This window comes from Rothia sp. P7181 (genome assembly GCF_048513015.1).
GTDB lineage: Bacteria > Actinomycetota > Actinomycetes > Actinomycetales > Micrococcaceae > Rothia.
The window spans coordinates 38,032-58,152 of sequence record NZ_JBLXXZ010000008.1; the positions used below are offsets into that span (position 1 = coordinate 38,032).

Genomic DNA, 20,121 nt, shown 5'->3' on the forward strand with positions numbered 1-20,121 from the left:
GTAACAATGTATTTGTGTGTTCTGCCTATTTTTATTATTTCATCTGCGCACCATATTTATTCGTGATTCAGTTATTAATTTTTCTCTAGTCACCTAATATTTGCAGGAAAACATCCTGCCAGAGAAAGCAATTCATAGCGAGAACAAGAGCATAAAAGACGTAACCTCATAAACACTATTTATGCGGTGTCACAACAGAGCACAGTCCAAGTAGTTGCACCCTTACTGCAGCAATTTTTGCCAGCGAAAAAATCTCCCATTATTTATCAAGGCATAGAAGCCAATAAACAGCTTCGCCTAAGTAGTCCTGCCCTTCTTGAGCAGCTTACACAAATATCCCTTGCTCCCAACGTTTTAGTTAACGGCAGAGGCAAGGCTTGAAAGAGAGAAAGCTCGGCGAAATGGTACCAAGCAGATGTTCCTGAGCCCTTATCGAGGGACAAGAAAAAGTTTTCTAACCCTAGTTAGAACGCTTGGTCACCTATAGATACAGGTAGGTAACCACTGTTTTAAACATGATTTTAAACAATTTAGAACTTGTCTACATTACGCAAACAAAAGGCGTTAATCTACATTTTTGCAGATTATGACGTAATCACTATTTTAAATAATTTTTACTCTAAAAATCATTGACACCCCCTTCACTAGCGCATACATTAGTGACTGTTACCATATAAGTAACTTTCGCTAGTGAAAAGCCACCTAATTACCCATCGGAGAAATCATGCCTGATGCAGCATTCACTCACAGGGATACCCTAACCTCAACCACTCTTATTGCATGCACACCATAGGACTACGGTTACGTATATGTACAACTTAGATAAAAAACTAAAAACAAAATCTGGCCGGTCGTTCACATACAACTTCTTTGGCTTCATCTCAGTATTCTGCTTTGGATATTTCCTCTTTACAAAAGATATTGAGTTGAATAACATTTTCGTTCTTTACCAAAACCCACTCATCGGCACTGCTTTGATGCTATTAGCAGTTCTTGGAGAAGTTCGCCTGTTCTTGGATGTCAAAAAGTACGAACCTAAGATGGCCTAAAACAGCAAGTGGCTCTACCTTAGAGTAGAGCCACCTGTTACTTAAAAGCTATTGACGCTGATGATATCAAGCCGTATGTTACTTCCCACAAGGAGGTGATAGATGGCTTGATTTATTCCCAAGCTCACTTATCTCATTCATGAGAAACTTCTGCCCTTCCATTACAACGTCAATAAGAGCACCCAAAGAAGCCTTTGCAAGCATTTGACTTAGCCCCTCAGAAAAATCTTCTAACCCTAAATACCCACACAGCAGATAAGGGGAATTCGAGCATCTGCATCTAAGAATTCAGCAACCGCTAAGCACCTATCAAAGCTCAGTGTCTGATTATTGATCTGGCGGGAGAGATGAGCAGGGTCCATCTCAATAAAATCAGCAATCTCTTTTCGAGAATACTCACCGCTGTATTTTTCAATCCACCGCGAAAAAACATCTTCGCTTACTTTTTCTACTTCTATAGCTGAACACTCTAATTTTCCGGCTTTAACGAGAAGCTGACGGAAGGTAGAGAGTATAGAAATCAGCGAACTAGCAGGATATTAGTGGGGGTCTCAACGACATACCAAAACATTCCTAACATTCTATGAAAATTTTGGATATACAAACCTGCCTATTGTTGGCTATAAGAAAGAAAACGTATTGTATGCAGTGTAATACACTGCTCTTATGCGCGTACAAGCACCTTCCAAAAAAGTAATAACCTTCCGAACAACCCCAGACGTTCAAGAACGCTTAGCAAGCCTATCCAAAGAAACTAACCGAACCGTTTCCTTCTATATCAATTCCCTTCTGGAAGAGCACCTCGGAGAACTTGAGCACGCCTATGGGCTTCGCCAAGACGCAGAGCAAGCGCGTTCTGGAAAAGCTAAAACATACTCCCTTGATAGCATCAAAGCTGAATTAGATCTATGAGTTGGAGTGTTGAATTTACTGAAAACTCATGTAAGCACATAAAAAGCTTGGCCGGCAAATAACAAAGCAAATCATCAAACGGTTAAACCGAACTTTTCAAGTAAAAATTTGGTTCAGCTTAAATTCTTTCTTCTCTATCGTTGATTAAGAAAGTAAAACTTGCTAATCATGCAACCATGATGAACAATGAAAAAATTACTTAAGTATGCTGGCTGTAGTCGGTAGAGAAATCAAAGTATGGATTACAAGAGCTGGCATAAAGCAGAAAAATCTAGCCCAAACACTAGGTCTAAGTTCAGTTTCAGTCTCCGAAAAACTTCGCGGGAAAACACCATTTTCCTTAGAAGAACTACTTGTTACAGCGGGAATGCGAGGAATTACGCTAGGAGAATTACTTGGGGAAAATATCATTAACGCAAAAATCCCCTCCACTGCGATGATTAGCAATGAAGGGGAAAAGAAAAGTGCCCCAATCAGATTCACACCAACTGGGGCTACTTATCAAGTGGTTGCGGGGACAGGATTTGAACCTGCGACCTCCGGGTTATGAGCCCGGCGAGCTACCGAACTGCTCCACCCCGCGGCGACTTATATAACTATACACACCTTGTCGATTGAACGCAAACCTAAAATGCTTTTTGTGAGAGAGGATACACTCAGGGGTTGGTTGTTAACTCTCGTTCAAGAACAACAACCAACCCCTGAGCAAAACAACGTCACAACCTTATAGAACGATTCAACGCTGTTTTCAAAACGCCTGTTAGCTATCAGTGGGCTTATCAGCAGATTGCTCCACTTCTACCCCATCAGCTTTCAACGCGTCTTTAATTGCTTGGTCAAGCTTCTTCTGAGCTTCACCATATGCAGACCAATCACCTTTCTGTCGTGCAGCGTCAGAATCTTTAAGTGCCTGATGTGCACGTTGAAGAGCATCCGCTAAAGTTTTTGACTCGCCGGATGAGCTTCCCTCTGCTGTGTCAGAGTCAACCTTCGAAGGATCCACCCCAGCATCCGCAGCAGTCTGGGCGCCAGAAGATCCGTCAAAGAGTTCATTCAACGCTTCATCGAGAGTAGGAGCAAATCCTACCTTCTCGCCGAAACCTACCAACACACGACGCAACGTCGGATACGCCGCATCCCCAGAAGACTCCACATAAACTGGCTGAACATATAAGATACCGTCACCCACAGGTAGAGTCAGCAAGTTGCCGTTAATAACGGATGAAGCACCCTGCCGTAGCAGATTCAGCTCAGTTGATACTTCAGTATCAGAGTTGAACACGTTCTGCGCCTGACCAGGGCCAGGAACAACAGAAGAACGAGGTAACTCCAGAAGAGTGAGTTTGCCGTATTCTTCACTCTTCACACCATCCTTACCAGTTCCGGCATCACCGTTGGCAGCAAGGAACCCATACATCACGTTACGGGTGTTAGAGTCCGACTGCTGAGGGATGAAGCTACTGGTAAGAGAGAAAGAAGCATCCTTTTCACCAGGCATCTGCAAAGACAGATAGTACGGAGGCAATGGACGAGCAGCTTTAACTGTTGGGTCGTTAGGAATAGACCACACATCGTCTTCAGCGTAGAAGCTACCAGCATTCGTCACGTGATATTTATTGAGAATTTCACGCTGAACCTTAAACAGGTCCTGAGGGTAACGCATATGAGCCATGAGGTCTGCACTCATCTCGCTATAAGGTTTGACCGTCTGAGGGAACACTCCCTGCCATGCTTTAAGTACTGGGTCTTGGTCATCCCACGCATATAAGGTAACAGAACCATCGTAGGCGTTGACTGTAGCTTTTACGGAGTTACGGATGTAATTCACTTTCTTCTGAGGCAAAGCTGCAGTAGCACCAGATTCTGTCTCAGAGTCAGTGGTGGCTCGTTGCAGCTCTTCTGCCTGAGAATACGGGTACTGGTCGCTTGTCGTATATGCGTCAATAACCCATAGCACCTGATTGTTAACAATCACAGGATAAGGGTTTCCATCCACCGTCAGATACGGTGCAACCTTTTTAACACGTTCAGTTGGTTTACGGTCATAGAGAATCTGAGACTCAGGGCGGATAGCGTCCGAGAGCAAAATATCGGAGGACTGATGTTTAATCGCATAGGACAAACGGTTAAAGAAGTTACCGATATTAGGTCCACCATTACCACTAAAAGTGTATTTAGCGTCTGCGTTTCCAGAATCATCTGAACTTTGTGGGCGGTCTAGTTCCAAAGGCTCATCATTTTGAGAACCGCCAACGATGGAATATTCAGGAGAGCTCATACCAAAGTAGATACGTGGCTCATAAGTATCGCTAATTTCACCTTGAGCTTGGATACCGCCCTGCATAAATTTGGGCTTTCCATCAGCTTCTACTTGGTTACCGTATGCAGCGATTACCCCATACCCGTGGGTATACACCACGTGACGGTTAATCCACGAAGAACCTTCAGTTTGACGAGGATTCAGCTCACGTGCAGCAAGTACAGTGTCTTGCACTTTTCCATCAATCGTATATCGATCGACAGAAAGCGTTGGCTCAAAACGGTAGTACGGGCGGAACTGCTGCAACTGAGCAAAAGCGCTAGAAACAACGTTAGGATCCAGAAGGCGGATATTAGAAACTGTTGCAGATTCCCCTGTAAGTGCACCAGCGTTTGTTGCAGTGGTTGCGTCATAGCTTTCAACTTTGATGTTGTCTAAACCGTATGCAGCCCGTGTTGCATCAATATTGCGCTGGATATAAGGAGTTTCAGATGCTTGTTCGTTAGGGCGCACCTGAAAACGCTGAATAATGGTGGGATATAAGTTGCCTGCAAGTAATGAAGCAATCACCAAAACGGCGGTTCCTACAAGAGGAATACGCCAACGTTGAGTAACAACAGTAATGGCAAAAAGTATCGCAACAAGCAATGTTGCAATCGCGAGGATGCCTTTCACAGGGATGATGGCATTGACGTCAGTGAACATCGCACCCACCCATTTTCCGCTAGTGGTTTGGGTTGAGATATAACGTTCTAACCAGATTTTTGCCCCGCGTAGCAGAAGATACAAGCAGGCAATAACGGCAGCGTGAATGCGGAAAGCTTTGGTTGTTTCGATACCTTTATCGAGAACTTTAATACCACCGTAGAAGTAGTGTACGGCTCCTCCTGCAATGGCAGAGAAAATCACGATAGTGCTCAAGAAGTCGACGAGTAATTTCCAAAAAGGAAGGGAAAAGACAAAGAAACCGAGGTCTTTACCAAATTCTGGGTCTTCTTGAGAGAATCCAACCCCGTTAAAGAACAGTGCGATGGTGTCCCATTGTGCACTCATTCCGCTACCAACGATGATAGCTCCAACGAGGGGAACAACAATGAGAATCAGTTTTCGTAGACGCTCAACGGAGTCACGATAACGTCCCATGCTTTGTTCCCACAAATCTTGGATCTCAGCGAAGGGGTCTGGGTTGTTTCCAGAGTTTTCTGTTGTGGGGCGTGGTCTTTGAGGACGCGGCATTTTAGGTGGTTCACCGTGCGAGAAAGCATAAAACATGCTTGCCCACAAGCAAACTCCTGCGATAAGGGCAGCTACACCGAAAACAGCTATCTTATAAACGTTTTCGGTGATGAACACTCCAAGATAACCAAGCTGGTTATACCACAGTACGTCCGTATAGATTTGGGTGCCTGCAACGAATAGGGCAATGAGAACAGCAATAATGGTTGTTGTTATAACAAGTGTGCTATTGCTACGTTGTGCAGGACGGGGTTTTTGAGAGGTAGGTCCGGTACTCACATCTTCCTCGATGATGGTTGCGTCGCGAATTCAGTTCGCCGGTCATAGGAGCTTTTCTTGCTATCAGCAGACAAGCTCAAAGGTATGTATCTATTGTGCCAAATAACAAGGGCCTTTGGTACGAGAACATCCCGTGATGACAGGTTTTACCTCTAACCTGAAAATACGCTGAATAGATGTGTTATATATGGTGGTTAATCCCGTTATACTGAAGCCATGTCTAATGATGCACAACAGCTTGAAGCAATTAAAAATGGGTATTCCTTTGAAGGGAAAACCATCCCCTTAGGCGTAGCAACCTGCGACGGAGTGCCCGATCCAGAAGCAAAAGTCTCACTACCCCTATCTATGATGAACCGGCACGGTCTCGTTGCCGGTGCCACAGGTACTGGAAAGACTAAGACTCTACAGGTTCTTGCAGAGCAGCTCAGCGCGCAGGGTGTGCCAGTATTCCTTGCTGACATGAAAGGTGACCTCTCTGGTTTAGCGGCGCCGGGAGAAAATAGTGAAAAGTTAGCTGCACGTTCGGCATCTCTGGGCCAACAATGGGAAGCAAAATCATTCCCTACAGAATTCTTCACACTCGGTGGCGAAGGTATTGGTGTCCCTATCCGAGCTACCATTGAGTCTTTTGGTCCGATTCTGCTTTCGCGTGTTATGGATCTTAACTCCACACAGGAGTCTGCACTACAGCTAATTTTCCATTACGCAGACCAGAAGAACCTAGAACTATATAACCTTGCTGACCTTCGTGCAGTGATTCAGTTTCTGTCCTCCCCCGAAGGCAAAGCAGAACTATCTGGTATCGGCGGTATCTCCAGTGCAACAGCTGGTGTCATTCTTCGTGAATTAGTCACGTTAGAAGCTGAAGGAATGGAAAAGTTCTTTGGCGAACCAGAGTTCGAACCTCAAGAATTCCTACGTACCGCAGCAGACGGGCGCGGTGTCATCAGCATCTTAGAATTGGCCAATGTTCAAGCTAACCCTAAACTATTCTCCACTTTCTTAATGTGGCTCCTTGCAGACTTGTTCTCAGAGCTACCCGAAGTTGGCGATGTAGAGAAACCCAAACTTGTTTTCTTCCTTGACGAAGCGCACCTACTCTTTAATGGTGCCTCTAAAGCGTTTAAAGAAGCTATTACTCAAACGGTTCGACTCATTCGTTCCAAGGGTGTAGGTCTCTTTTTCATTACTCAAACACCTAAAGACCTCCCGGCAGAAGTACTAGGTCAGTTAGCCAACCGCGTGCAACATGCTCTACGTGCATTTACCCCAGATGATCAGAAAGCGTTGACGGCTACCGCACGGACTTTCCCAAAGTCTGCCTACGATATGGAAGAAGCACTTACGAGTGCAGGAATTGGCGAAGCCTTGGTCACGGTCATGAGCGAAAAAGGTGCGCCCTCACCGGTTGCAAAGACTAAGATTTTTGCGCCAGAATCACTCATGGCTCCTGCCCCCGAAGCTATCAGCTCAGTAGTTGCGGCAAGCTCATTGAACGACCGTTACGCAACCGTCGTGGATTCTTATTCTGCATACGAAAAACTTACTGAAACTCAGCAGAAGCAAGAAGAGCAAACGCTTAGTGCAGAACAGCAAAAAGAAGCTGAACGTTTAGCTAAAGAACAAGAAAAGCTTGAAAAAGAACGGGCCAAAGAAGCTGAGCGTATTGCGCGGGCAGAAGAACGTGAACGCCAAAAACGTAACGACGCAGCAATGCGTATCGGCACTAATATCGTCTCTACTCTAGGCCGTGAGCTGGTACGTTCTATCTTTGGAACTAAACGTTCTTCACGCCGTCGAGGTGGAGGATTCTTCTAAACCGCTAGATGCCTCTGAGAAGAGTTTTACATAAACAATAGGTGGTGTGCTCCAACATTCTTGTTAGGGCACACCACCTATTGTTTAACGACAATGGCTAAAATCTTATGAATCGGTACATTGTCTAAAACTATCTGCAGGTTTTCCCGCCGCGATGCCTTCCACTGCATGTACTGCTTCATCTAGAGTTGATACAGCAACAACAGATAGACCGTCAGGGATATGACCGATTACTTCACCACAATTTTTTTCGGGTGCGATAAACGTTGTTGCTCCACTCTGACGAGCACCTACCATCTTTTGTGCGATACCGCCAATTTCTCCAATACGACCTTGAGCGTCGATTGTTCCGGTACCAGCAAAATGTTTTCCACCGGTCAGATTCTTTTCGGTTAGTTCGTCAATAATTCCTAAAGCAAACATCATGCCGGCGCTAGGCCCGCCAACTTCTTCTAACCCATAATTCACTTTAAATGGGAATTCATAAGTTGCACCAAGAAATAATCCCAGAATATATTTTTGATTTTTTTCGTCATAGCTAGGTTTAAGAGAAAGATGTTCTTCTTTCCCTTCTCTTTCGATAACAGCATCAAGAGTCTTATCACCTGTTCTCGACAAAATCTCAGCAATCTGCTCATAATGCTCAATCTTCTGACCATTTAAAGAGATGAGAACATCACCAGGTTTGATCAGGTCACTATTGGGATTATCTTTAGTCAGTCGAGCTACCGTCATCTTTTCTTTAAACGGCTTCCCTAAATATTTGAGTGCTGCAGCCTGCGCAACCTCTTGAGAATTTGCCATATCAACAGTATTTTGTTCAGTCACTTCTTCACGAGTGAGCGTATGAGGATAGACCAAGTCACTAGGGAGAACTAAAGTATCTGGCATCAGCCACGTCGATAATACATGTACTGCAGAAATATCAGTGTTAGGTCCACCAGCAACAGACACAGTTGTCATATCTAGAGCGCCCGTTACAGGGTATGTTTTTTCGCCCTCAATACTGATAAGTTGTTGATCTTTATATGAACCAATAGTGTTAAAGGTGGGTCCAGGTTCTTCCGTCACAAAATTGACAGGAACCCATAGACCCAAGAAAGCAAGTCCAATCGTGGAGAACGCACATAGATTCTGAACAGAATCACGGCGTGACCTCTTATGAGAAGAAAAAGAAGCGAAGGAAAACATTTTTTCTCGGAACTGCATTGTTCTAGAGTACCTGTATTCTTCCTACCAACAGTGATATGACGCAAAGATTCACTGATTCTCAGCAGAGAGTCAGTTGTCTTTGAGTTAGCATAGAATTATGTCTCGCTTTGATATCTACCCCCCCTAAAACATCGCACCACCGATATTCCTTAGGTAACGTAGTATGCAGTAGAGATTGAACCCGTACTAACTCATTTTTGGGAGATGATGATGACTTCAAACAATAACCCGTGGGGAATGCCATCTGATGACGGCTCTAACCCTTTTGAAGAGTTCTTCAAAAAACTCTCAGAAAATGGTTTTCCAGGAGCACAAGGCAACCCAGCAGAATGGCCCCTTGACCCTGAACAGATGAAAAATATGGGGATTCCCATCGACCCTGCACAAATTGCGGCAGTCTTCTCAGGACTCACATCAATGTCTGCCGGGGCCTCAGCAGACGAACCTGTCAACTGGGAACTAGCTAAAAGTCACGCTCATCAAGCCGTCTCTCAAGGGGAAGATCCAAAGCTCACAACGGCTCAGGAGTCTGCGGTAGCAGACGCGATTCAGCTTGCTCAACTATGGGTCGACCCCGCAACCGCTTTTAGCCCTACAGGGTACCCCACAGAATCATGGTCTAAAGCTGACTACGTCAATAACACTTTTGATATTTTCCAAGAAATTGCTGGCCCTATTGCCACCAGCCTTTCTGAAGCAATGAACCAGTCAATGTCAGAACAGCTCCCTGAAGAAATCAAACATCTTCTCGGCGGGCAAACGAATATTCTCTCTGGTGTTGGTGGCATGATGTTCGGCATCCAAGCTGGACAAGCCATCGGCAGACTTGCTCAAGAAGTCGTCTCCTCAACAGATGTTGGTCTGCCCATGGCAGAAGGACGTTCAGCGTTACTGCCGTCAGCTATTAAAGACTTTGGCGATGGGTTAGAGATTCCACCGCAAGAAGTCATGATTTACCTTGCTGTACGCGAAGTTGCACTCACCAGATTGTATAAAGCAGCCAAGTGGCTCCGCGAAGATATTGTCGCTTTGATTAAACGTTATGCCCGCGGTATCCACGTTGATATTGAACGCATGCAACAAGAAGCAGAGCAGATTGACATTATGGATCAAGAAGCCTTACAAATTGCGTTCTCTAGCAATATCTTCACCCCTCAAAATACGGAAGACCAAAAACTTGCTCTAGAACGTTTAGAAATGCTCTTAGCGCTGGTCGAGGGTTGGGTTACCGTTGTCGCAGAAGATGCCACGAAGAACCTTCCGATGTCTTCTCAGCTAGCTGAGGTCATGAACCGTCGCCATGCAGTAGGTGGGCCAACAGAACATATTTTTGCAGCCCTTCTAGGTCTTGAACTACACCCGCGGAAGAATAGAGAAGCCGCACAATTTTGGCGTCACTACACCCAAGAATACGGTTTGGAAGCACGAGACCAGTTATGGGAAGCACCAGAGATGCTCCCCACCTTAGAAGAGTTAGATAACCCAGAAGCATACGCATCTCGTACGGCATTAGTGACCGCCAGCGAAGATGAGTTTGATGCTGCTTTAGAGAAGCTACTTTCTGGAGGGTACGACCAACCAGAAGATACCTCTGAGGATGACGATAAGCCACAAAATTAGCGGATTTATCCATAGGTAAAATGATTATTCATTTCTCGTAGCGAAGATTATTCCTGATAAGAACGCCGTTGCCTTCTCATAGTGGGGGTAACGGCGTTCTAGCATCCGGAAAGCAGGACTATGATTAGGCTCTACAAAATGGCATAGCTCATGGTGAATGACCTGATCTATTACATATTCGGGTGCACCTTGCAGTAAGTGAGAAATACGAATAGTTCTCTGCGTCACGGTGGCTGAACCCCAACGGTGACGTTGGTTCTGCACCCAACGAATTGATGTAGGTTCTTCAGATTCTGGAAGATAGTTGTCAAGAATATAACGCGCACGTTCGTGCAAATACTCGTCAGAAGAATAGCGTTGTTTCTCTCGAAGCTGATGCTGTACCTTACGCATCATCGGCTCAAGGATACGTTCTACATATTCATCAATGTCTTGTGCGGTGCTGTGTGCTGGAACAGAAAGTTCTATCTGTTCTGTTTCCTCAAGGTAACGTGCACTAATGGTTTTCTTCCTGCGAGCAGAAAACCGAACCACTATTTCAGGGTGAGTTTCTGTTGCAGGAATCAGCTGACGTCTCTCTTTTGTATTTCGCATCTACTCCCCTATTCAGGGACGGGAGCAATCGGTGCTAGGAACCGTGAACGGCGTCTATTTCCTCGTCCGCCCGGTGTTCGTGAACGAGACCAGCTCAACGTCAAGTAGCTTTTAGCACGTGTAATACCCACGTATAACAGACGGCGTTCTTCATCAATGTCGTCTGCGTCTTGGGCATAGCTAATAGGCATAAGCCCCTCATTCATTCCAGCTAAGAATACAGCCTCCCATTCCAGTCCCTTTGCAGAGTGTAAGGATGCCAGAGTTACGCCGTTGAGGATGGGGGCGTCTTGGTGTTCCATTCGTTGGTGTAGGCGTCCAACAAATTCTTGCAAAGTTAAATCAGGTAAATCGGGGTTCTGTTCTTGAGCTTTATGACGTTCACGTTCCATACGTTCAGCCATAGAAACAAGTGCTGCCAGTGATTCCCATTTTTGACGTACAGCACCCGAAGAGCTGGGTGCTTTAGGTGTATATCCTAATGAATATAAAATATCGGAGACGTTCTGCATAACAGATCCACTTTCAGCAGAGCTTGCTGCTGAGCGTAGTTGTACGTAGGCATTTTTTACTTCTGGACGAGAGAAGAACTGTTCGGCTCCGCGTAATTGGTAGGGTACCCCCGCATCGTTGAAGGCTTGTTCAATAGTTGCAGATTGTGAGTTTGTTCTGAAAAGCACCGCAATCTCAGAGGGGGCAATCCCGTCTTTGGTGATGAGGTCTTGAACATCTTCAGCGATGCCTTGTGCTTCTTCTTCGTCGTCGTTGTATCCAAACCATTGTGGCTCTGGTCCTCGTGGTTTATGTGAGATGAGTTCTAGAGGTTCTGCCCACCGCCCAGGTGTTGCGTCGGGGAGGGCCCGTCGAGTTTTAAGCAAAGAGTTGGCAAGATGAACTACTTGTGGTGTTGAACGGTAGTCACGTACCAGTTTAACAATGTTTGCATGGGGGTATTTGTTACGAAATTCTAGAAGATATCGGCTGGTTGCGCCGGTAAAAGTGTAGATGGTCTGTGAAGCATCGCCCACAACACAGAGGTCGTCTCTGTCTCCCAGCCAAGCATCTAGTAGGCGCTGTTGTAAAGGTGAAACGTCCTGATATTCATCGACGATAAAGTGCCGGTATTGTTTATGTACTTCTGCAGCAATGGATGGGTCGTCTTCGAGGATTCCAATGGTGAGGAGAAGAACATCTTCAAAGTCAATGATGTTGCGTTCGTCTTTGAGTTCTTCATAGGCACGGAAGAGACGCACCATTGTTTGTTCGTCTAATCCGGCAGGTAGAGAGCGTCCTCTTATTACGGTGCTGAGAGTATCAGGAGTGTGTAAGTTGACTTTTGCCCACTCAATTTCTGAGGCGAAATCTCTTAAAGCTGCCTTATCGGTGCTAAGTCGAAGGCGTTGTGCAGCTTCGCTAATGAGGGGTGCTTTATGGCTGATAAGGGTTGGTTCGGTTCCGCCAACAGCTCTTGGCCAGAAGTACCGGAGCTGTCGTAAAGCCGCAGAGTGAAAGGTTCGTGCTTGAACACCGTCAGCGCCTAATGCACGGAGACGAATACGCATTTCGTCAGCGGCTCGTGCGGTGAAGGTCAGCGCAAGAACGCGTTGAGGTACGTACCGTCCAATAGCTATACCATATGCGATACGGTGGGTGATGGCTCGGGTTTTACCTGTTCCAGCGCCAGCTAATACGCACATGGGTCCGTCAAGTTCGCTACCGACTCGACGTTGTTCGGGATCGAGGTTTTCAAGAATTTTTTGGGAATCAGGAGCACCGTATAGTACGTGTTGAGGGGTGTTAGCTGTCGATTCTGCAGAAAAGGGGAGAAAAGACATCGGGCTCCTGTGCGTTTTATCGTTATTGGATGGTGGGTTCTGTGTTCCAGTGTAGTTCAGTGTTTTGACAGTAGCTACTGTGAAGAAGCGCTGTTGTCATTCTTCGCTGTGGCATAGCTGATAGTTTTATAGAGTTTTCGTATAAAAGATGTCACTATTTTAGAGTATCTGGCGATGTTCGTTCGAGGTGTTGGCATTTCTCTTGTACTCTTGTGATGTGACTGTTACTCCCCTTCAACTTGCTGCTATTGTTTCTGCTGGCGTACCAGGTTTGTATCCTGTTGCGGCGTTGCCTTCTGCCGACGATACGACAGACTTTGATTCAGCTATTATTATCGATTCTGCGGGTAAGCGCTGGCGTGTGCGTTCGCCGAAGAATCCCGAGGCAAGCGTTCGTCTTGAAGCTGAGCATGTCATCTTACAATCTTTTTCAGCAGGGCTCAGGGCACGTTTACCGTTTCTTGTACCAACCATCGTCGGGTCGGTTCTTGTTAACGGTATGCAAACATTCATTTATACTCATATCCCCGGTTCTCCGCACGATATTGATGAGTTGGCAGAGATTTCTTCTCATGCAAAAGAAGATACCGAAAACTTAGCGACCGCTTTAGGTCGTCTCATTGCCACTATTCATGTGATGCCTGAGACGATTATTGAGGACGCAAATCTTCCGGTGTATTCGGCGGAGCAGATACGAGAACGCCGTCGTGCAGAGTTGGATAGAGTTGAGGCTCTCAATAAGATTTCGCCTTTGCTTATTCAACGGTGGCGTGAACAAATTGATGATGATGCGATGTGGTCGTTTAGACCGCGTGTGATTCACGGCGATTTGAACGAAGATAATCTTGTGTTAGAGCAGAAAAAAGTCACCGCAGTAACCGGCTGGTCTGAAGTGTGTGTTGGTGATCCGGCTCTTGATTTTTCATGGCTTTTAGGGTGTGAAGACCAACGGTTCTCTGAAGAAGTTCTCAATGTATATATTGAGCAGATGCCGCAGCTTCCAGATTCTGCGTTATCTTTACGAGCCCATCTTTATGCAGAGTTTGCGTTAGCACAATGGCTTCTACGAGCTGTAGAGCGTGAAGATGAGGAGATGTTCCAGCAGGCGTTAGAGCTTCTTCGCGAACTTGAGGATTCGCTTCTTGCCTCTGGCGAGTTGCGTCTTCTTAAGATTGCACCACCGCAATAAAAGTTCTGATACAAGCTGTGGGGTGCATACCATCCATGGTATGCACCCCACAGTTTCTTGTGAGAGATAGAACGTTAGTTGATGGTTCTGTTCCATTTCTCACGGATAATTTTTTCTAGCTCATCTTCGGTTGCTAGTTTTTCTGGGCGGATAATGTCTCCTGTCGAAACATAGCAGAATGCTGTATCGATGTCCGTAAGGTTAACGTTGTGAAGGCGTGAGAAAGCAATACGGTATACAGCAAGCTGATAGTTAAGATGTGCGAGCTGTTTTGTAGTCGGAACTCGCCCTGTCTTCCAGTCTACTAATTCCCAGCGTACGCTACCGTCAGGTTGTTCATGCCTAAAAATTGCGTCGATTCTACCCCTGACAGAAGTACCTGCTAAAGGAGTTTCAAAAGGGTACTCTACAGCCCACGGTTTAGTGTTCGCCCAAGGGCTTGCAAGGAAGTTTTGTGTGAACTTCTCAAAATGAATAATTTCGTCATTCTCTTCTTCCGCGTATTCCTCATCAAATTCTAAGGTCGCCGGTTTCTCATAATAATTTTCAATCCATGAGTGGAAAAGATTTCCTTGGCGCGCTGAGATAGTCGGCCGCTGCGGTATTGGGCGCAAAGTATTGTCAAGGACCTTCTGCGGATCGTCAATGAGAGACACAACCGTTGACGTGTTCAGGTGTTGAGGGATGCCAAGAGGGTCTTCTTCCTCTTGACGTTGCAGAAGCGATAAAAGTAGCTTACTTTCTTCGCCCCATTGGCGGATGAGTGGGTTTTCACTATCAGATGCTTCAAGCGACGAGTGTTCTTCTATAGAGTTCGTTATTTCTTGGGCAGCATGCTCTACCCGTTGGCGGCGTGATGGTTTTGTATGTTGGTGTAGTTCTCGTATTTTTGGTTCGGGAGTTTCTTCGAGCTCTTCTAAAGAATCCCAGCTACATGTCACAGGTCCGTCGATGGGGTCAAACGGCCATAATGCGCTTAAAATTTTCTCTGATTGTGGGTTTGTTTTTTGTTCTTCAGGAACACTACTTGTAGAAAGAACCTCAAAAGCAAAATCTTCTGCCCCACCAGAGTGCCCTTCGGTCAGTCTGTACAACTCTTCCCAGAAGGTAGATACCTTATTTTTAGTTTTGTTGCTGCCTTTCCATACCGCATGAGTCAGCATGAGTAGTGAGCGAGCGCGTGTTACCCCCACATAGGCGAGGCGACGTTCTTCAGTCGTGGTGTGTTCGAGAGTTTGCTCTTGATAAATCTCTAGTGATTCTTTGAGCTCTTTAGTATCTTCACATGCGCTAATCCACGGTGGCATAAAGTCGTTGTCTCCACGTAGCGGAGTAGGGAGTGAGTCGGAGCATTGTGTCCAGCGTTGGTCTTTTGTGATGGGGAAGTCCCCTTCACATAATCCTGGAATATATACGTGGTCCCATTCGAGTCCTTTAGAGGCATGGACTGTCAAGAGTTGTACGGCTTCTCGGCTAGGAGGATCAACCATCATCTCTAGTCCAGATTCTTCTTGGGCTGCGGCTTCTAACCATGCTAAAAATCCGCTCACCATGCTGGTGCCACTGAGCCCAGCATAGAGTGAAATTTTTTGTGAGGTTGATGGTGATTCTTTCTCGGAGTTGTGAGGTTGTTCTTGTGTTGCTCGAAGACTTGCCCAAAGGCGCGGTGCGGTGAGCATATAGTTTGCCGCCGACTCGTAGAAAGCGTCGAGGTTACGCCGTGCATGGTGAGAGCTGGTATCTGGTTTGACAGCTAACTCAATATCTAACAGTATTTTCTGTTCTATCTCGTATAGAAGTGTGGTGAGGTCTTCGTTCATGTATTGACGGAGCTCTGTTAGTTCTTCGGCGCAGCGTTGTAGGCGGTTAAGTCCTTCTGTACTCAGCTGACGGCCTTGAGCAGATACCCATTCTGCTGGAGGCAACGTTTCGATGGCTTCAATTAGTGAAGCGTCATCGGTGTTATCAAGGCATGCTCGAGAAAGTATTGATTCAACAGTGTTGAGGGGGCGTTCGTCTCCTTCACTGCCGGCGGGTGAGGGAGTCTCGTCCGAGGTCAGTTTTTCTCGGATACCTTCTTTGATGGCGTGTTCACGACGGCGTGCTAGATGCCGTGCCCAGTCCCCTAACGCTAAGAGGTCGTGGGTGCCTAGACGCCAGCGTGCACCGCTGAGGATGCGCATGAGCGCGTCAGAACGCCCGGGGTCAGAGAGTACCCTCAAGTAGCAGACCATTTCGACGACTTCTGGGGTATCTAGCAGACCACCAAGACCCACCACCTGATATGGGATAGACAACGCTTCAAGTTCTTTGCGGATGGGTTCCATCATTGCCCGTTTTTTGCACAGAATTGCCATCGTTGGCATGCTGCCGTTGAGCGCAGAATATTCTGGTTTGTGGCGTTCTTCATAGATTTTTTGGGCGATTGCTTGGGCTTCTTCTTCGGTTGAGTTGTAGCCACCGAGGAGAACTTTTCCCGCTTCTGCGGTTGGACGTGGCTGAAGATGAGGAATAGGTTTGCCCAGAAGTTTTGCTCTCGACCAATCTGCAGGTTTTGATAAAGGTGTTGCGAGGGTATTAGCGCAGGTAAGAATCGAAACATCATTACGCCACGCTATTGTTAAGAATTTTGTGTCTTTGTTGGCTGTTGGAAAGTACTGGTAGAAGTTATAGAGCTGGCCGTCAGAAGCCCCACGGAAACCATAAATGGACTGTTTCGGGTCGCCCACGGCCATCACAGCATGTTCGTGTTGGGGGTCTGCCCTATGCCCAAAAAGATCTGAGAAAAGTTGCATTTGAGCGTGGGAGGTGTCTTGAAACTCGTCTAAGAGAACAACTTTATAGCGTTCTTGTTCAGTTTTTGACACCATTGGAAATTCTTTTGCAATACGCGCAGCTAAAGAGACTAGGTCTCCGTAATCCATCACTTGCATACGTTTTTTAACATTGCGGTATTCTTGGATGATTCCAGCATAAAAACGACGCTGTTGAAGACGTTTTAAAAGATTTCTTTGTTCACTAGAGATTCTGTTTCCGCTGATATTGCGTACTTTTTGTTCTTCGTCCTCACACCATTGTTGTAGACGTTCAGGTGTGACAAGATGTTCAGAACATTCACTGGCAAGAGTCAGTGCATCTTTAATGATGGTGCTTTTAGACATGAGGTCTTCTAAAGCAATCTCTGGTTGGAGGTGCTCCACAATCTGTGCCATCAGCTGCCAACTTTGAGCTTGACCTAAGAGCTGTGCATCTTGTTCTATGCCAAGGCGTAGACCATAATCAGAGACAAGACTCTTCGCATATGAATGGTAGGTTGAGACAACAGGGTCGGTGATTTCTTCGTCTTGATCTGTTCTTTTGATGATGCCTTGATGACGTAGCTGATTCAGCGCGATACGCATACGTTCACGAAGCTCTCCAGCAGCTTTTCGGGTGAAGGTCACTCCCAAAATTTCTTCTGGCCTCACTTTTTGGTTCGCAACGAGCCAGATAACTCTATCGACCATGGTCGCGGTCTTCCCAGAGCCTGCACCCGCAATAACGAGACAAGGGCGTAAATCTGAGCGAATAATTTCAGACTGCTCAGGGGTGGGCGCTGGTTTGCCAAGCAGTTTGGCTATTTTTTCTGGGCTGAAGTCTTCTTGAGTTTTTTCCGTCATGTTTATCGTCTCTTTTCGTTATTGTGTCACTTGTCTACCACGAGCACATAACGGGCAGATTTCGGGAAGTTTGCATTGGATACCGTAGCCACTAGCTTGGGCTGAAGTATGGCGTGCCTGAAAATATTCTTGAGCGATAAGCTCTGCTGCTTGTTGAATGAGCTCTACTGCCCATAAATCTTCTTCTATGAGAGGCTCTTGTTGCTGTTCACGGTAAGTTTTCGTGTCGGTACCTAACTGTATGAGGAAGGCACCGCCAGAGCGTGATGTAAGCCCGCTAAATCTCGCTTCGGGTGAGTCTTCCCCCTGAGCAAGTTTCTCACCGATACCAGCTTCTAAAGCAACTTGGTAAGCTGCAAGTTGTGGGTGACGAGGTATTTTCTCTTTCTGAGAGGGCGCAGTTCTCCCCGTTTTCAAATCGATGATGGCGTAGCGTCCAGTTTCTTGATTTTTCTCTAAACGGTCAATTCTGCCGACCAATAACGCGTCACGTGTTTTTCCTGGAACAAAAACTTTAAAACTGCCTTCAACATTACTCAATTCCCGCTGATGCTGGGATAGCTCAGCCACATAGGAGGCAAATTTTCGTACCATCTTTTGTGCTCGTTCATAGATTTTTTGAGTTTCCCAGGTATCAGGAAGATTCATTTTTTGGAAGGTCTGAGCAAGTTGTTCTTCCAAAACATAACCTGGCCCGTGAGGGTACTGTTCTGCAAGTTCGTGTACAACGTTTCCTAAAGAACGTGAAGCATCGGTAGCAGCTTCTGCACGTGATTCGGACACGAACCATTCCAGCGGGGAACGGTGCACCGTCTCTAGTCGTGAAGGTGACATCGGAATAGGTGCCTCTTCTCCAAAGGCACTGCCTTGAGAGGAGAGAGGGCTCAGCCCCCACCAGCTATCAGGTGAGGCACCGGGCACAATATACCCGCGTGTTTGTCCTAGGTCGTTGAACTTGCGAAGAATCTGTATCGCGTGGTGAGCGGGTTCGGGGCTTTGCTCATATTGTTCTGCCCATTGACGTAGCTCTGCCACCAGCGCACGAAGAGTCATCGGACGTCGAACCTCAGTAGTTGTTCGTCCCTCATGAGAGCCGGGAACAACAAGGTCAAAAAACTCACTAGGAAATTCGTCTTCAGACATCACTGCTGTACACCGAACCTGTTTCTTCGCTCGTGATAGAGCAGTGGCAAACATGCGTAGTTCATCGTGACGGGTTTGTCGCACACGATCAGTGGGAGTTATGTGTCGTGCAGCATCTAACCCGATATCAAGAATATCGGTGAGTTTATGCGTCTCAAGTAGAGAACCGCGCACAGTAGTGTTCGGCCAGATACCTTCTTGTAATCCTGCAATGTAAACGTAGTCCCATTCACGTCCTGCAGCTAAAGCTGGAGTCAATATTTCAACGTGCCCTTGTACGCGTGTTGTTCGGGTCAGTGTGTCCATCGGAATGTCTTGAGCCATCATGTAGTTCAAGAATTGGAAGGCACTCGCACCAGGCATCTGCTCGGTATAACGTGAGGCAGCCTCGAAAAGACCAAGCATGGCATCTAAATCTCGGTGAGCACGTTGCGCGTTCAATCCTTCACCGTTTAATGATTCTTGACGCCAAGTGTGGGCAAGTTCTGAAGACTCCCATAACGCCCACAGAACGCTTTCAGCTGTTGCTCCTTCTTGTGAGAGTGCTTTGACACCGGCAGAGAGCACATGGTGGATACGGTGTACGGCACGGTCTGCTCCCCTAGCAGCAATATGAGGACGTTGGTAGAGCGCTTCAAGGAGCAGCTCATCGCTGGGGCGTGTTCCACCAGATTTTAGTTCTTCAGCGCGTAACTGTTGTCGTAGGCGACGCACGTCCATTGCGGTAGCGCCACCTAGGCGAGACTGTAATAACGACAAGACAATATCCGTAGATATTCCAGACTCACTAACAGGGTGGGCATCACTGTTGAGGTCCTGCTCTTGTTCGTATAGGTGTACCGCTATAGCTAATGCGTCAAGGAAGGGGCGTACTGCAGGTTCTTGACTCAGCACGTTAAGGGTGCGAGCGCTCGATACAGGGATGCCGTGGCTCATGAGGGTACGTTCAATACGTGCTATTGCGCCGGTGTTGCGCACAATAATGGCGCATTGGTGATAGGGGACGTTCTCATATAGGTGTTTTTCAAGAATCATCTGTGCTAACAGTCGATTTTCTTGTTGAACGTTCTGAACAAGATACCCATCCACAGCAGGTTCTTGTTGAGAGGTTTCTTCCGCTGTTGCGGTAGGCTCAGCAGCTGGTGCGCATTGTGGTTGACGGTCGTAGCGCATGTGGGCAACCGGCGGAATACGTTCTGTGACGGTGGAATAGGCACAAACAATATCTTTGGGCATCCTATGGGAGAGATTGAGAGATAGGGTCTCATAGTCGCCAAGGATACGAGGAAGCTCTTTTGCTTTATCGGGGCGA

General features: G+C 46.5%; 11 protein-coding genes and 1 tRNA gene. 5 read left to right on the forward strand and 7 right to left on the reverse strand.

Features of this window, described 5'->3' with window-relative positions; all coding sequences use genetic code 11:
- The first annotated feature begins 926 nt into the window (after positions 1-926).
- On the forward strand, positions 927-1,049 hold the full coding sequence (locus ACN08Z_RS05300; protein ID WP_419103543.1) for a hypothetical protein: 123 nt from the start codon (positions 927-929) through the stop codon (positions 1,047-1,049).
- Positions 1,050-1,715: 666 nt separating this feature from the next.
- Positions 1,716-1,961: a hypothetical protein gene (locus ACN08Z_RS05305; RefSeq protein ID WP_419103544.1), complete on the forward strand. Its 246-nt coding sequence runs from the start codon at positions 1,716-1,718 to the stop codon at positions 1,959-1,961.
- 506 nt (positions 1,962-2,467) lie between these two features.
- Here the strand turns inward: ACN08Z_RS05305 and ACN08Z_RS05310 are convergent.
- Positions 2,468-2,544: transfer RNA gene (locus ACN08Z_RS05310), tRNA-Met, on the reverse strand.
- Between the two features lie 177 nt (positions 2,545-2,721).
- On the reverse strand, positions 2,722-5,736 hold the full coding sequence (locus ACN08Z_RS05315) for a UPF0182 family protein (protein WP_419103545.1): 3,015 nt from the start codon (positions 5,734-5,736) through the stop codon (positions 2,722-2,724).
- A 216-nt stretch (positions 5,737-5,952) separates the two neighbouring features.
- Between ACN08Z_RS05315 and ACN08Z_RS05320 the strand changes: the two genes are divergently transcribed.
- Positions 5,953-7,557, forward strand: coding sequence for a helicase HerA-like domain-containing protein (locus ACN08Z_RS05320; protein WP_419103546.1), 1,605 nt, complete (start codon positions 5,953-5,955; stop codon positions 7,555-7,557).
- A gap of 105 nt (positions 7,558-7,662) precedes the next feature.
- Here the strand turns inward: ACN08Z_RS05320 and ACN08Z_RS05325 are convergent, their stop codons facing one another.
- On the reverse strand, positions 7,663-8,766 hold the full coding sequence (locus tag ACN08Z_RS05325) for a PDZ domain-containing protein (protein ID WP_419103547.1): 1,104 nt from the start codon (positions 8,764-8,766) through the stop codon (positions 7,663-7,665).
- A gap of 213 nt (positions 8,767-8,979) precedes the next feature.
- On the opposite strand from ACN08Z_RS05325, the gene ACN08Z_RS05330 reads away from it, so the two are divergent.
- Positions 8,980-10,389, forward strand: coding sequence for a zinc-dependent metalloprotease (locus ACN08Z_RS05330; protein ID WP_419103548.1), 1,410 nt, complete (start codon positions 8,980-8,982; stop codon positions 10,387-10,389).
- Between the two features lie 24 nt (positions 10,390-10,413).
- Here ACN08Z_RS05330 and ACN08Z_RS05335 read toward each other — a convergent pair whose 3' ends face one another.
- The gene (locus tag ACN08Z_RS05335; RefSeq protein ID WP_419103549.1) at positions 10,414-10,983 is read right to left on the reverse strand and encodes a M48 family metallopeptidase; all 570 of its coding nucleotides are present in this window, start codon (positions 10,981-10,983) and stop codon (positions 10,414-10,416) included.
- A gap of 8 nt (positions 10,984-10,991) precedes the next feature.
- Positions 10,992-12,818, reverse strand: a complete 1,827-nt coding sequence (locus ACN08Z_RS05340) for an ATP-dependent helicase (protein ID WP_419103550.1) — start codon at positions 12,816-12,818, stop codon at positions 10,992-10,994.
- Positions 12,819-13,035: 217 nt separating this feature from the next.
- On the opposite strand from ACN08Z_RS05340, the gene ACN08Z_RS05345 reads away from it, so the two are divergent.
- Positions 13,036-14,007: a phosphotransferase gene (locus ACN08Z_RS05345; protein ID WP_419103551.1), complete on the forward strand. Its 972-nt coding sequence runs from the start codon at positions 13,036-13,038 to the stop codon at positions 14,005-14,007.
- 74 nt (positions 14,008-14,081) lie between these two features.
- Here ACN08Z_RS05345 and ACN08Z_RS05350 read toward each other — a convergent pair whose 3' ends face one another.
- Positions 14,082-17,666, reverse strand: a complete 3,585-nt coding sequence (locus ACN08Z_RS05350; protein ID WP_419103552.1) for an ATP-dependent helicase — start codon at positions 17,664-17,666, stop codon at positions 14,082-14,084.
- A gap of 18 nt (positions 17,667-17,684) precedes the next feature.
- Positions 17,685-20,045: a PD-(D/E)XK nuclease family protein gene (locus ACN08Z_RS05355; protein ID WP_419103598.1), complete on the reverse strand. Its 2,361-nt coding sequence runs from the start codon at positions 20,043-20,045 to the stop codon at positions 17,685-17,687.
- Positions 20,046-20,121: the final 76 nt, after the last annotated feature.